The sequence below is a fragment of the Marinobacter sp. bablab_jr003 genome (genome assembly GCF_016464245.1).
GTDB lineage: Bacteria > Pseudomonadota > Gammaproteobacteria > Pseudomonadales > Oleiphilaceae > Marinobacter > Marinobacter vinifirmus.
Window position 1 is genome coordinate 61,521 of record NZ_JADARC010000012.1, and the last position, 13,392, is coordinate 74,912.

Consider the following 13,392-nt stretch of genomic DNA (forward strand, 5'->3'; position numbering starts at 1 on the left):
CTTTCTTAGTACTTATTATCCCGGCTGAGGCTCATGTCCTGCAGCTCGAATACATCGGCCAGCACCGTGGTGGCGTACTGGCCCGGTGGCAAGGTGAACTGTAACCGCAGGGTATTGTCGTCCTGCCATTGCCACTGAAGATTGTCCGGGCGCGTAACCAGCGCCCGGCGCTCGGGCTTCATACGGGTACTCAGAAACAGTCTTTCGAATTCCGGATGGCCTGCCACCACGGAACGCTCCAGCTGCTCCTGCTCACCGGTCGCTGTCGTGCCGCCATCACCCCACAAGGGGCCTGTCGGGCTGCCATTGGCCTCCGGTTCGCCGGCCATGGCCTCAAACCAGTTCCCGGCCTCTACCCTAGCGGCCAGCACCTCGTTGAACAGCCACGAACGTGCCGCCGAAAAGTACAATACGTTTTTCGAACCACTTCCGCCACCACGATGACGACCGCCTTTCTTCCGGTTCAGGCGGGAAACATCAAGATTCACCGCCCGCTCCAGGTTGCCGCCCTGAAAACCGAAGCGCTGGAGCCCGAAATAATTCGGCGCACCCCGCTCCGCAAGCAACGCCAACGCGGCCTCCATTGCCTGCCTGTCGCCCTGAACCTCGCGCAACACCAGCTCGAATCCGTTAGCCTGGTGTTCGCCCCGGCGCAGCTTGCGGGCATGGCGACGCCAGTTCAGAACACGCCAGCGCTCTCCAATGGCGCTAAGCAACCCGGCATCCAACGCTTCCCGCCCCGGGCAGTAAAGACTGAACCATTGCGACGTTACCGCATGACGATCCTTCAACCCGCAAAAGCCCACTTCGAAAGCTTTGCAGCCAGCCAGCTGGGCCAGCTCCCGGGCCACGAACTCGGTATTGTCCCCGGACTTTTCCAGCCGCACACAGAGATGCTCACCGGCACCTTCGGCACCACCGGCCTGACCTTCGACCTCGGGCCACAAACACTCGGTCACCCGGAAATCTTGAGGGGCCACCTTCAACCGGGCAGAACCCACCCGCTGCCCGGAAGAAACCGGCCACTCCAGCCGCCAACGTGGCTCTACCGAAGCATCCGTCACAGGCTGACCGCCTCAAGCAGGCACACCGCCTGACAGGCAATCCCCTCACCCCGGCCGGTGAACCCCAGCTTTTCAGTGGTGGTGGCCTTAACACTGACCCGGTTCACCGGCACCCCCAGGTCCTCGGCGATATTCATTCGCATGGCCTCCACATGGGGCGCCATCTTCGGAGCCTGGGCAATAATGGTGGTATCCACGTTCACCACCGAAAAACCTTCCTCCAGCACCCGGGCCATCACCCGCCGAAGCAAATCCCGGCTATCCGCACCGGCCCATTCGTCACTGGTATCCGGGAACAGATGCCCGATATCCCCCAGCGAGACCGCGCCAAGCAGCGCATCCGCCAGCGCATGCAGCAACACATCGCCATCCGAATGGGCTTTCAGACCGTGACTGTGGGGAATCTCAACACCACCGAGAATGACAGCATCACCCTCACCAAAGGCATGGACATCAAAGCCCTGACCAATGCGCATGATCGTCTCCGAAAAAAACAGAAATAAACGAGAGGCGGGAAATCCCTACAGCCGGCCCAGAATAAACTCGGCCAGAGCAAGGTCAGACGGCACCGTAATCTTCAGATTATCCGGCCGCCCTTCCACCAGAACAGGCATCTTACCGGAAAACTCCATGGCAGAGGACTCATCGGTGACCGGCTGATGATTTTCGAGACACGACTCCAGCGCCGCCCGCAGTGCACCAAACCGGAACATCTGCGGCGTCAACGCCCGCCACAACCGGCTCCGATCCACCGTTTCCTCAACTTCGGGCTGCACACCGCCACCCGCCAGCTTCAACGTATCCGCCACCGGCGCCGCCAAAAGCCCACCAACCGGGTGCTCAGACAGGGTATCAATCAGATTGGAAAGGTCATGGCCATGCAAACACGGCCGAGCCGCATCGTGCACCAGCACCCAGTCCGAATCCTCCGCCTGCTCCGCCAACGCATGCAACGCCGAAAGCACCGAATCCGCCCGCTCCTTACCACCGGTACAGGTCTGGATGCGATCATCTTTAGCCGACTCACTATCCGGCCACCAGTGATCCGCCGGGTTCAACGGCACCATGCACCCCTTGAACGGTGCGTTATCCAGTAAACGGGAGAGCGTGATATCGAGGATAAAACGGTTATTGATCTTGAGGTACTGCTTGGGACATTCAGCTTTCATGCGCTGGCCTATGCCGGCGGCAGGAACAACAAGCCAAAGTTGAGATTTCATAATCGGAAGGCCCGCACTATGTCAGGAGAGCGCCGGGGAGTGTCTCTCCGGGAATTTCGAAGGCCATGGATGGCCTGAGAGAAGCGCACATGGATGTGCTCGTAGCGGTTCCCGGAGAGACACTCCCCGGTGCTCGGAGCACCCAATGCCGAAATCAGTTCTCGACTACGAGAAAAAAAGTCTCGTCTTCGCGAATAAGACCCAGATTCATGCGGGCCCGCTCTTCCACAGCACCCTGCTCATTACGAAGGTTCCGCACCTCCGCATAAAGCCGGTCATTGCGCCCCGCCAACCCGGCATTCTCCGCCCGCTGCTCAGCAATCGAATTCTCCAGCGACCAAACCTGCGCAAAGCTACCCTCCCCGATCCACAGGCGAACCTGCAGCAGGAGAATCAGCACTACCAGAATGGCCCAAAGCGTTTTCATGCCAAATAAGCTCAGAAATTAACCAGATTAAACGGTATCTACGACCGTCAAGTATAGACCTTATAGTAGATTAGCAACAAATTCGCGTAAGTCACTGTGCAAAAAGGCCATCGTTTCCGAATTTTCATCCGGAACGCGATGGCCTTAACACTTTGTTACCTGCCCGTAACTACCGACAGGTCAAAGTTTACCGGTAAAACTCAGCCCTGGCCCTTGATTTCGCTCAGGCCGCGGTAAGGTGCCTTGCCTTCCAGCGCTTCTTCAATGCGCAGCAGCTGGTTGTACTTGGCAACCCGGTCAGAACGGCACAGAGAACCAGTCTTGATCTGGCCTGCACAGGTAGCAACCGCCAGGTCAGCAATGGTGGTATCTTCGGTTTCACCGGAACGGTGGGAAATCACCGCCGTGTAGCCGGCGTCCTGAGCCATCTTGATAGCGTCCAGAGTCTCGGACAGACTGCCAATCTGGTTGAACTTGATCAGAATGGAATTGCCCACACCCTTCTCGATGCCCTGCTTCAGGATCTTGGTGTTGGTTACAAAAAGGTCATCACCCACTAGCTGAACCTTGCTGCCGAGCTTATCGGTCAGAACCTTCCAACCGTCCCAGTCACTCTCGTCCATACCGTCTTCGATGGACACAATCGGATAGCGCTCGCACAGGCCGGCCAGGTAATCAGCAAAGCCTTCTGAATCAAAGCTCTTGCCTTCACCGGACAGCTGGTACTGACCGTCCTTGTAGAATTCGGAAGAGGCACAGTCCAGGGCCAGGGTCACGTCTTTGCCCAGCTCATAGCCCGCATCTTCAACCGCCTGCTTGATGGCAGCAAGGGCTGCTTCGTTAGACGGCAGGTTCGGCGCAAAACCACCTTCGTCACCTACGGCCGTGTTCAGGCCCTGGGCCTTCAGTACCTTCTTCAGGCTGTGGAAGATTTCAGCACCAACACGCAGGGCTTCAGCGAAGCTGGTTACAGAAACCGGCTGAACCATGAATTCCTGGATGTCGACGTTGTTATCCGCGTGCTCGCCACCGTTCAGGATGTTCATCATCGGTACCGGCATGGAGAACTTGCCGGAAGTGCCGTTGATATCAGCGATGTGAGCGTACAGCGGCTTCTTCAGGGAAATAGCAGCCGCCTTGGCCGCTGCGAGGGAAACTGCCAGGATAGCGTTGGCGCCCAGGTTAGCCTTGTTCTCGGTGCCGTCCAGGTCCAGCATAATCTGGTCCAGAGCGCGTTGATCGGCAGCGTCTTTACCAACCAATGCGTCACGAATCTTGCTGTTTACCGCGTCAACTGCCTTCAGGACGCCCTTACCTAGGTAACGAGAAGCATCACCATCACGCAGCTCCAATGCCTCGCGGGAGCCGGTAGAAGCACCGGAAGGTGCACAGGCGGTTCCGATGGTGCCGTCCTCCAGAATCACGTCGGCTTCAACGGTAGGGTTACCGCGGGAATCCAGAACCTCACGGGCTTTGATGTTGGCAATCTTGGTCATTCGGTTGTTTCTCCAGTCTTAACTTTTAATTTGGTGCCGGAGCGAACAACTGGAAAGCCTTGGCGAAAACCGCTACGAGCACATCCATGTGCGCTTCTCTCAGGCCATCCTTGGCCTTCGAAATTTTCGCCAAGGCTTTCCAGTCATTCGCTCTCGTAGTCCGCAGTATGCCGTCAGGTTTGGCAACCTCAGGAATATGCGGTCTTTCAAATAGCCGACACCGCCAATCAGGCGGTGTCGATAGGTTTAAAACTTTTTACCAGGTCATCCACAGCTTTCACGCGCTCCAGGAACGGCTCCAGCTGGCTCAGGCGCAGGGCGCAGGGGCCATCACACATAGCTTTGTCCGGGTCAGAATGGGCTTCCAGGAACAAACCTGCCAGGCCCTGAGACATACCCGCCAGCGCCAGGTCGGTCACCTGGGCGCGTCGGCCACCGGCCGAGTCGGCACGGCCACCAGGCATCTGCAGGGAGTGGGTGACGTCAAAGAACACCGGCACGTTCATCTGCTTCATGATGCCGAAGCCCAGCATGTCGACCACCAGGTTGTTGTAGCCGAAGCTGCTGCCGCGCTCGCACAGGATAACCTGGTCGTTGCCGGCTTCTTCGCACTTGGTGATGATGTGCTTCATTTCCTGGGGGGCCAGGAACTGGGCTTTCTTGATGTTGATGACGGCGCCGGTTTTGGCCATGGCCACCACCAGGTCAGTCTGACGGCTCAGGAATGCCGGCAACTGGATGATGTCGCAGACTTCAGCTGCAGGCGCCGCCTGCTCCGGTTCGTGCACGTCAGAGATGATGGGCACGCCGAATTTGCTTTTGATATCTGCCAAAATCTGCAGCCCCTTCTCGAGGCCGGGGCCCCGGAAGGAGTTGATGGACGAGCGGTTGGCCTTGTCGAAGGAGGCTTTGAACACGTACGGGATGCCCAGTCTGTTGCAGACATCCACGTACTTTTCGGCCACTTCAAACGCCAGTTCCCTGGACTCGAGTACGTTCATGCCGCCGAACAGCACAAAGGGCTTGTCGTTGGCGATTTCGATTCCCGAGACGTTCAGGTTGCTGCGGGCCATACTCAGGATCCCTTTTTGTTGGCCAGTGCTGCCTCGACAAAGCCCTTGAACAGCGGGTGGCCGTCGCGGGGTGTCGAGGTGAATTCCGGGTGGAACTGACACGCCACGAACCACGGATGTTCCGGCGCTTCCACCACTTCAACCAGCTTGCCGTCAGCGGAGCGGCCGGAGATGATCAGGCCAGCCTCTTCCAGTTTTGGCAGGAAGTGGTTGTTGACTTCGTAACGGTGGCGATGACGTTCGCGAATGGTTTTCTTGCCGTAGCAGGCGGCGATGCTGGAGCCGTCCGTCAGTACGCAATCCTGGGCGCCAAGGCGCATGGTGCCGCCAAGGTCAGAGGCTTCGGTGCGTGCTTCGGTAGCACCGCTGGCGTCGAGCCACTCGGTAATCAGGCCGACGACCGGCTCCGGGGTGTGCTCACGGAACTCGGTGCTGTGGGCGTCTTTCAGGCCGGCCACGTTACGGGCGTATTCAATAACCGCCACCTGCATACCCAGGCAGATGCCCAGATACGGAACCTTGTTCTCACGGGCGTACTGAACCGTGCGGATCTTGCCTTCCACGCCACGCTCACCAAAGCCACCGGGCACCAGGATTGCATCAGCAGATTCCAGCACGGCGGTGCCGTCACGCTCGATGTCTTCGGAATCGATGTAGTTGATGTTCACCTTGGTGCGGGTCTTGATGCCGGCGTGCAGCAGGGACTCGATCAGGGATTTGTAGGCGTCCAGCAGTTCCATGTACTTACCGACCATGGCGATGGTGACTTCCTGCTGCGGATTCATCAGGGATTCCACAACAGCGTCCCACTCGCCCAGGTCTGCTTCACGGGCATCCAGGCCGAAGCGCTCGATAACCAGCTGGTCCAGGCCGTATTCGTGCAGCATGCGCGGAATGGCGTAGATGGACTTGGCATCCTGCATCGGGATGACCGCACGCTCTTCCACGTTGGTGAACAGAGCAATCTTGCGACGGGAGCTGGCATCCACTTCGTGCTCGGAACGGCACAGCAGAATGTCTGGCTGCAGGCCGATGGAGCGCATTTCTTTCACGGAATGCTGGGTCGGCTTGGTTTTGATCTCGCCGGCGGTGGCAATGTAGGGCACCAGGGTCAGGTGCATGAACAGGGCACGCTGGGAGCCTACTTCCACCTTCAGCTGACGACAGGCTTCGAGGAACGGCAGGGATTCGATATCGCCCACGGTGCCGCCGACTTCAATCAGTGCCACGTCGGCACCGGCTGCGCCTTCAACCACACGGCGCTTGATTTCGTCAGTGATGTGCGGGATCACCTGCACAGTACCGCCAAGATAATCGCCACGACGCTCTTTGCGGATAACTTCTTCGTACACCCGGCCGGTGGTGAAGTTGTTACGCTTGCTCATGGGGGTACGAATAAAGCGTTCGTAGTGGCCCAGGTCAAGGTCGGTTTCCGCGCCGTCTTCGGTGACAAAAACCTCACCGTGCTGGAACGGGCTCATGGTGCCGGGGTCCACGTTGATGTACGGGTCCAGCTTGAGAATAGTGACCTTCAGGCCGCGTGCCTCGAGGATGGCTGCCAGTGAGGCAGACGCAATACCTTTGCCTAATGAGGACACGACACCGCCGGTGACGAAAATATAACGCGTCATGCAGATTCCGTGATTATCTGGTTCGGTGAAGGAGGGAGATTGTTCATCTCAAGATGGGACGCCAGACTACCAGAAAGCCCCTCTGTACTCAATCACAATCCCTCTCCACAATCAGCCGCCAGCCGGTGGCAGGGGCGCCTCCCGAGTATTGTTCAGAACACCACAAATCGCCAATCCCGATCAGCTCTTCGCCCTCGCTGGTTTGCCGCCAGACCAGCGGTAATACTGAGCGCTCCCAGGGTGGAACGGACTGTTCCTGAAGCCAGTTTTTCAACGCACGGGAAGGCTTACCCCGGGCCAGCCGGACCCGCTCACCACCCTGCCTCGTAGATACCCTTATTGGCGGCGGTGTTGTTTGCTGTTCCGCCCGGGCAACCGCTTCCAGCGACAGCAACCAGCCGGACCAACGCACTGGCGACCCGGGGGTAAGCGCTACTGGCTCTGGCGCGGGAGGGTTATCCGGCACCAGGTAGATATGCCCCCGGTAACGGCGCAAGCTGAATCCATCGCCCCGGAGCTCCGGCTCCCGATCCTCTCCGGCTTCAAGCAGTTCAGCCAGAACCTGGTCCCAGCCTGCCAAAGCCGGCGGCGGGAAACCCTCGCGCTGAATCCACCAACGCACCAGGTTGCGGCGCTCGAGGGCACTCAGGGCGGAGAACGGCTCAATCACCAGGCGGCCGCTATCGGAACAGGTCTGCCACTGAAGCTCCGCCAGGCGCTGATTCAGCTGGTCACTTTCGGCACAGGATCGGGCGCTGTGGGCAACCCGCTTCAACAAACCGGGCCAACGGTCCTTCAGGCCAGGCAGAACACTGTGGCGCAGGTAATTGCGGTCGAATTGCCGGCTCTGGTTGCTGGGGTCTTCCACCCAGCGCACGCCAAGTTTCGTCGCCACCTGCTCCAGCCTGTCGCGACTGACCCCGAGCCAGGGCCGGTACAGGGTGCCCTTGCCTAACGGCCGCGTTTTCGGCATTCCGGCCAGCCCGCTGACACCGGAGCCCCGCAACAGCCGGAAAAGGACCGTTTCTGCCTGGTCATCGGCGTGGTGGGCCATCAATAACATGTCGCCCGGGTTCAGGGTGTTGTGAAACACCTCATAACGGGCTGTACGGGCCGCATCTTCCAGGCCGCCAGCACCCCTGGCACCAACCGGGACATCCACCCGCGCAACGGACAATTCAACACCCAGCTGCTCGCAGACATCCCGGCAGAATTGCTCGGTCTGCTGATGATTGGGCTGGAGCTGATGATTGATGTGCAGGGCAGTAACAGAGGGGTGGCAGGCAGAGGCAGCCTGCAATAACAGCGTGGAATCCAGGCCGCCGCTGAAGGCCACCCAGAGACGGGAATATTCGGGAAGTTGACTGACCGGCCCGAGCAGGTCGCCGGGCCAGCCAGAAGCCCGGGCGGTGTTACCGCCCGCCTTCATACTTGGTTAAGCGCTCGTAACGGCGGCTTACCAGCTCGTCCAGGGGTAAACGGCCCAGTTCGTCAATGCCCTGACCCAGGGTCGTTTTCAGGGTCTCGGCCATTTTTTCCGGATTGCGGTGGGCACCACCCAGGGGCTCGGCAATCACGTTGTCCGCAACACCCAACTCTTTCAGGCGCTGGGCGGTTACGCCCATAGCTTCCGCAGCCTGGGAGGCATACTCCGCACTCTTCCACAAAATAGACGCGCAACCCTCAGGGGAGATAACCGCGTAGGTGGAGTACTGAAGCATGTTCAACTGGTCGCACACGCCAATGGCCAGTGCACCACCGGAACCACCCTCACCGATTACGGTGGAGATAACGGGGGTTTTCAGGCGCGACATCACCGCCAGGTTAAAGGCGATGGCCTCACTCTGGCCACGCTCTTCGGCGCCGATACCAGGATAGGCGCCCGGGGTATCGATAAAGGTCAGTATCGGCATCTTGAAGCGCTCGGCCATTTCCATCAGGCGCAGGGCCTTGCGGTAGCCTTCCGGGCGCGGCATGCCGAAGTTGCGCTTGACCTTGTCACGAACTTCGCGGCCTTTCTGGTGACCAATCACCATCACGGGCTTGTTGTCCAGGCGAGCGGTGCCGCCAATGATGGACAAATCATCCGCATAGCGACGGTCGCCGTGCAGTTCGTCAAAATCCTCAAAAATCAGGTCGACATAGTCCTGGGTGTAGGGGCGGCGCGGATGGCGGGCCAGGCGGGCTACGTCCCAGGGCTTGAGGTCTGAAAAGATAGTTTCCGTCAGACTGACGCTTTTCTTCTTCAGACGGCTGATTTCATCAGTGATATTGATGTCGGTGTCGTTACCCACCATGCGAAGCTCTTCAATCTTGGCTTCCAGGTCGGCGATCGGCTGTTCGAAATCCAGGTAATTAGGGTTCATGATGTTCCATCATTTGCTTGCCAGGTGGGCGGTCAACCCACCATAACCAGAATTTGGGACAAAGATAGCAGCGCAAAACGCTCAACTAAAGCGGACATTGGTCTTAATCATAGACCAACTCCACCGACTTCTCTCCCACCAGGTGTTTCAACTCGAACAACAGGTTGTCATCGGGCTGCACCCGCCAGGATGGCCCAAGCTCAATCCGGGTGCTGGCCTCGGCACTGCTGTATTCGATCCACACCGGGCTGCCTTCGTTACGGAAAGGCCGCAGCGTGTCGTCGAGTTTGTCCAGCAGGCCGTTCTGCAGCTGGTCAGCATGCAGGGCCAGCCGGATACCCCGGCTGAACTGCTGCCGGGCGGTGGCTACGTCCATCACCGAGCTGACCCGCATTTTCATCTGGCCGGAATAATCGTCGTGGCTGACCTGCCCTTCCACCACAATCACCTGGTCCGACTGCAGCAGCTCGCGGTTTTCGAAAAATGCTTCCGAGAACAGCGTGGCCTCAATACGGGCGCTGCGGTCATCCAGGGTGATAAAGCACATGGTGGAGCCGGTACGGGTTTTCATGGTGCGCTGGGCCACCACCAGCCCGGCCACCCGCTGGGGCGACTTATTGGGCTTGAGGTCGGCAATGGAGTTACGGACAAAGCGCCGCACTTCCCGCTCGTATTCGTCAAACGGGTGGCCGGTAAGGTAAATACCCAGGGTGTCTTTCTCACCCTTGAGCCGTTCTTTCTCCGGCCACTCGCGCACGTTGGCCACATCTGCGTAGGGATCACCGTCTTCGCCGCCGCCTTCGAGCATTTCGCCGAACATATCCACCATGCCAGCGGCATCGTTACGGGATTGCTGGTCGGCTTGCTGTATGGCCTTCTCGATGCTCGCCATCAGCTGGGCACGGCCCGCGCCTAACTTGTCCATCGCACCGGAGCGGATCAGGGCTTCCATGGCTCGCTTGTTCACCTTTTTCAGGTCGATGCGACGGCAGAAATCGAAGATATCCTGGAACGGGCCGTCTTTGGCCGCCTCAACAATACTTTCGATAGGACCTTCACCCAGGCCCTTGATCGCGCCCAGGCCGTAAACAATCTGGCCGTCGTCATTAACCGTGAAAGTGTAGGCAGAACGGCTGACGTCCGGTACCAGCAGGTCCAGCTTCATGTTCCGGCACTCTTCCACCAGCGTGACCACCTTGTCGGTGTTCTGCATATCGGCGGTAAGTACCGCAGCCATGAACTCGGCCGGGTAGTGGGTTTTCAGCCACAGGGTCTGGTAGGACACCAGCGCGTAAGCTGCGGAGTGCGATTTGTTGAAGCCGTAGCCGGCGAACTTTTCTACCAGGTCGAAGATATTCTCGGCCAGGGTTTTATCGATGCCGTTGTTCTCACAACCGTCCAGGAAGATGGCTTTCTGCTTCTCCATCTCCTCCGGCTTTTTCTTACCCATGGCCCGGCGCAGCATGTCTGCACCGCCCAGCGTATAGCCGGCCATCACCTGGGCAATCTGCATGACCTGCTCCTGGTACAGGATGACCCCGTAAGTGGGCTCCAATACCGGCTTCAGGCCTTGATACTGATAATCCGGGTGCGGGTAAGACATCGGCTGGCGGCCATGCTTACGGTCGATAAAGTCGTCTACCATGCCGGACTGCAGCGGCCCCGGGCGGAACAGGGCCACCAGGGCGATCATGTCTTCCAGGGAGTCCGGCTGCAGGCGGCGGATCAGGTCTTTCATGCCGCGGGATTCCAGCTGGAACACCGCGGTGGTCTCGGCCTTTTTCAACAGGTCGAACGAGGGCTTGTCATCCAGCGGAATGGTGCTGATGTCCAGGTCACCAAGCCCGCGCTCTTGCCGGCGCGGGTTGATCATGCCCAGGGCCCACTTGATGATGGTCAGGGTCCGAAGGCCCAGGAAGTCGAACTTCACCAGCCCGGCGTCTTCCACGTCGCCTTTATCGAACTGGGTGACCAGGCTTCCGCCCTCATCGTCGCAGTACAGCGGCGAGAAATCCGTAATCTTGGTGGGCGCGATCACCACGCCCCCGGCGTGTTTACCGGCGTTCCGGCAAACGCCCTCAAGCTTCAGGGCCATTTCCCAGATTTCCTGGGCTTCCTCATCCTGCTCCAGGAATTCCTTGAGCTGGGGCTCCTGTTCGATGGCCTTGTTGAGGGTCATGCCCACTTCAAAGGGAATCAGCTTGGAGAGCTTGTCTGCCAGGCCGTAGGATTTGCCCTGCACCCGGGCAACGTCCCGCACCACCGCCTTGGCGGCCATGGTACCGAAGGTAATGATCTGGGAAACCGCTTCCCGGCCATACTTCTGGGCGGTGTATTCGATGACCCGGTCCCGGCCTTCCATGCAGAAGTCGACGTCGAAGTCGGGCATGGATACCCGTTCCGGGTTCAGGAACCGCTCGAACAGCAGGTCGTATTCCAGCGGGTCCAGGTCGGTGATCAGCAGCGCATAGGCGACCAGGGAGCCGGCACCGGAACCCCGGCCCGGGCCCACCGGCACGCCGTTATTCTTGGCCCACTTGATGAAGTCCATAACGATCAGGAAGTAACCCGGGAACCCCATCTGGATGATGATATCCAGCTCGAACTTCAGGCGTTTGTAATAGTCTTCGCGCTTCTGGTCGTATTCCGGGTCGTCCTTGCTCAGGGTCTTGGCAAGGCGCGCTTCCAGCCCTTCTTCGGACACATGGCGGAAGTAATCGTCCATGGTCATGCCATCCGGGATCGGGTAGTTGGGCAGGAAGTACTCGCCCATGCGCACTTTCACCGAACAGCGTTTTGCGATTTCCACGGTGTTCTCGACGGCCTCGGGAATGTCCGAGAACAGCTCGATCATTTCCTCGGCGCTACGCAGGTATTGCTGGTCGCTGAAGCGACGATCCCGCCTGGGGTCATCCAGGGTCCGGCTTTCACCAATACAGACCCGGGCTTCGTGGGCTTCGAAATCGTCCGCCTGCAGGAAGTGCACGTCGTTGGTAGCTACCACCGGCAGGCCCAGTTCAGCTGCCAGTTCCACGCTCATATGCAGGCAGTCTTCATCACCGCCCCGGCCGGTACGCTGCAGCTCCAGGTAGTAGCTGCCCGGGTACAGGTTCATCCAGTATTCGGCACGCTCCCGAGCCAGTTCCGGCTTGCCCGCCAGCACAGCCTTACCCACATCCCCCATCTTGGCACCGGACAAGGCAATCAGCCCCGCGGGCCGGGCTTCCAGCCATTCCTTGCGGATAATCGGCTTGCCGTAGCGCTGGCCTTCGGTATAGCCGAGGGAGATGATTTCGGTGAGGTTGAGGTAACCGTCGTTGTTGCGGGCCAGCAGGGTCAGTCGGAACGGGTTTTCCGGCTCATCCGGGTTTTCCAGCCACAGGTCCGCACCGATGATCGGCTTGACGCCGGCGCCCATGGCGGCCTTATAGAAGCGCACCAGGGAACACATGTTGGATTGCTCGGTCAGGCCAACGGCGGGCATGCCCAGCTCCGCCACGCGGCCGATCAGCGGCTTGACCCTTACCAGGCCATCCACCATGGAATATTCGGAATGTACGCGCAGGTGAACGAAAGTGTTTGCCATGGTCAGTTGCCAATCAATGTGCGGATGTCTTCTTCGGTTTGTGGCCCGAACCGGGTTTCAACCAGGTTGCCGGAGGGGTCGACAATGAACGTGGCGGGCAAGCCCACGGGCATTTTCCAGCCGAATTCCGGGCCCGGGTCCTGGCCCAGCATCAGGAACTCGATGCCCATTTCCTCTCCCAGCTGCTCCAGGGCCGTGCCGGTAACGCCATCAAAATTCACACCCAGCACAGAGATATCCGGCGCCTTGTCCAGCTCGTTCAGCTCGGGAATTTCTTCCAGGCAAGGCTTGCACCATTCTGCCCAGTAGTTCACCAATACCCAGCGGCCACGGAAGTCATCCCAGTTCATAGCTGTACCATCGGCACGCTGCAGCTCGGTTTTTTCACAACCGGTGATGGTCGCTGCCGCTAAAACCAGCGTAATTAAAGCCAGAGAACGCCTGAACGGCCGAGGGTACTGCAAGGGATATCCTCCTGTTAGACTACCGCCCTTCGAAAGGACAGCAACCACTACTGTAAACCGGGCAT

General features: G+C 59.1%; 11 protein-coding genes. All 11 read right to left on the reverse strand.

The features are described from left to right. Positions 1-5: 5 nt before the first annotated feature. The 11 genes from truD to H3Z84_RS00665 all read right to left on the reverse strand — a co-directional run bounded on the left by truD (position 6) and on the right by H3Z84_RS00665 (position 13,327). Positions 6-1,064 carry a tRNA pseudouridine(13) synthase TruD gene (gene truD, locus H3Z84_RS00615; protein WP_199455880.1) on the reverse strand — a complete coding sequence of 353 codons (1,059 nt, stop codon included), beginning with the start codon at positions 1,062-1,064 and terminating at the stop codon, positions 6-8. Continuing rightward, the gene (gene ispF / locus H3Z84_RS00620) at positions 1,061-1,540 is read right to left on the reverse strand and encodes a 2-C-methyl-D-erythritol 2,4-cyclodiphosphate synthase (RefSeq protein ID WP_199455881.1); all 480 of its coding nucleotides are present in this window, start codon (positions 1,538-1,540) and stop codon (positions 1,061-1,063) included. Before ispF ends, truD begins: the two co-directional genes overlap by 4 nt. 45 nt (positions 1,541-1,585) lie before the next feature. Then, entirely contained in the window at positions 1,586-2,233 is a 648-nt protein-coding gene (gene ispD, locus H3Z84_RS00625) for a 2-C-methyl-D-erythritol 4-phosphate cytidylyltransferase (RefSeq protein WP_416226049.1), read from the reverse strand. Positions 2,234-2,438: 205 nt separating this feature from the next. Then, positions 2,439-2,711 carry a septum formation initiator family protein gene (locus H3Z84_RS00630; protein WP_199455882.1) on the reverse strand — a complete coding sequence of 91 codons (273 nt, stop codon included), beginning with the start codon at positions 2,709-2,711 and terminating at the stop codon, positions 2,439-2,441. A gap of 200 nt (positions 2,712-2,911) precedes the next feature. Continuing rightward, positions 2,912-4,207: a phosphopyruvate hydratase gene (gene eno / locus H3Z84_RS00635; RefSeq protein WP_094625620.1), complete on the reverse strand. Its 1,296-nt coding sequence runs from the start codon at positions 4,205-4,207 to the stop codon at positions 2,912-2,914. A gap of 227 nt (positions 4,208-4,434) precedes the next feature. Then, the gene (gene kdsA / locus H3Z84_RS00640; RefSeq protein ID WP_199455883.1) at positions 4,435-5,280 is read right to left on the reverse strand and encodes a 3-deoxy-8-phosphooctulonate synthase; all 846 of its coding nucleotides are present in this window, start codon (positions 5,278-5,280) and stop codon (positions 4,435-4,437) included. Between the two features lie 2 nt (positions 5,281-5,282). After that, positions 5,283-6,911, reverse strand: a complete 1,629-nt coding sequence (locus H3Z84_RS00645) for a CTP synthase (RefSeq protein ID WP_022990064.1) — start codon at positions 6,909-6,911, stop codon at positions 5,283-5,285. 88 nt (positions 6,912-6,999) lie between these two features. Then, positions 7,000-8,340, reverse strand: a complete 1,341-nt coding sequence (gene tilS / locus H3Z84_RS00650) for a tRNA lysidine(34) synthetase TilS (protein WP_199455884.1) — start codon at positions 8,338-8,340, stop codon at positions 7,000-7,002. Next, positions 8,324-9,277, reverse strand: coding sequence for an acetyl-CoA carboxylase carboxyl transferase subunit alpha (gene accA / locus H3Z84_RS00655; RefSeq protein WP_199455885.1), 954 nt, complete (start codon positions 9,275-9,277; stop codon positions 8,324-8,326). Before accA ends, tilS begins: the two co-directional genes overlap by 17 nt. Before the next feature lie 103 nt (positions 9,278-9,380). After that, on the reverse strand, positions 9,381-12,863 hold the full coding sequence (gene dnaE, locus H3Z84_RS00660) for a DNA polymerase III subunit alpha (protein WP_199455886.1): 3,483 nt from the start codon (positions 12,861-12,863) through the stop codon (positions 9,381-9,383). A gap of 2 nt (positions 12,864-12,865) precedes the next feature. Further along, the gene (locus H3Z84_RS00665; protein WP_228285776.1) at positions 12,866-13,327 is read right to left on the reverse strand and encodes a TlpA family protein disulfide reductase; all 462 of its coding nucleotides are present in this window, start codon (positions 13,325-13,327) and stop codon (positions 12,866-12,868) included. Positions 13,328-13,392: the final 65 nt, after the last annotated feature.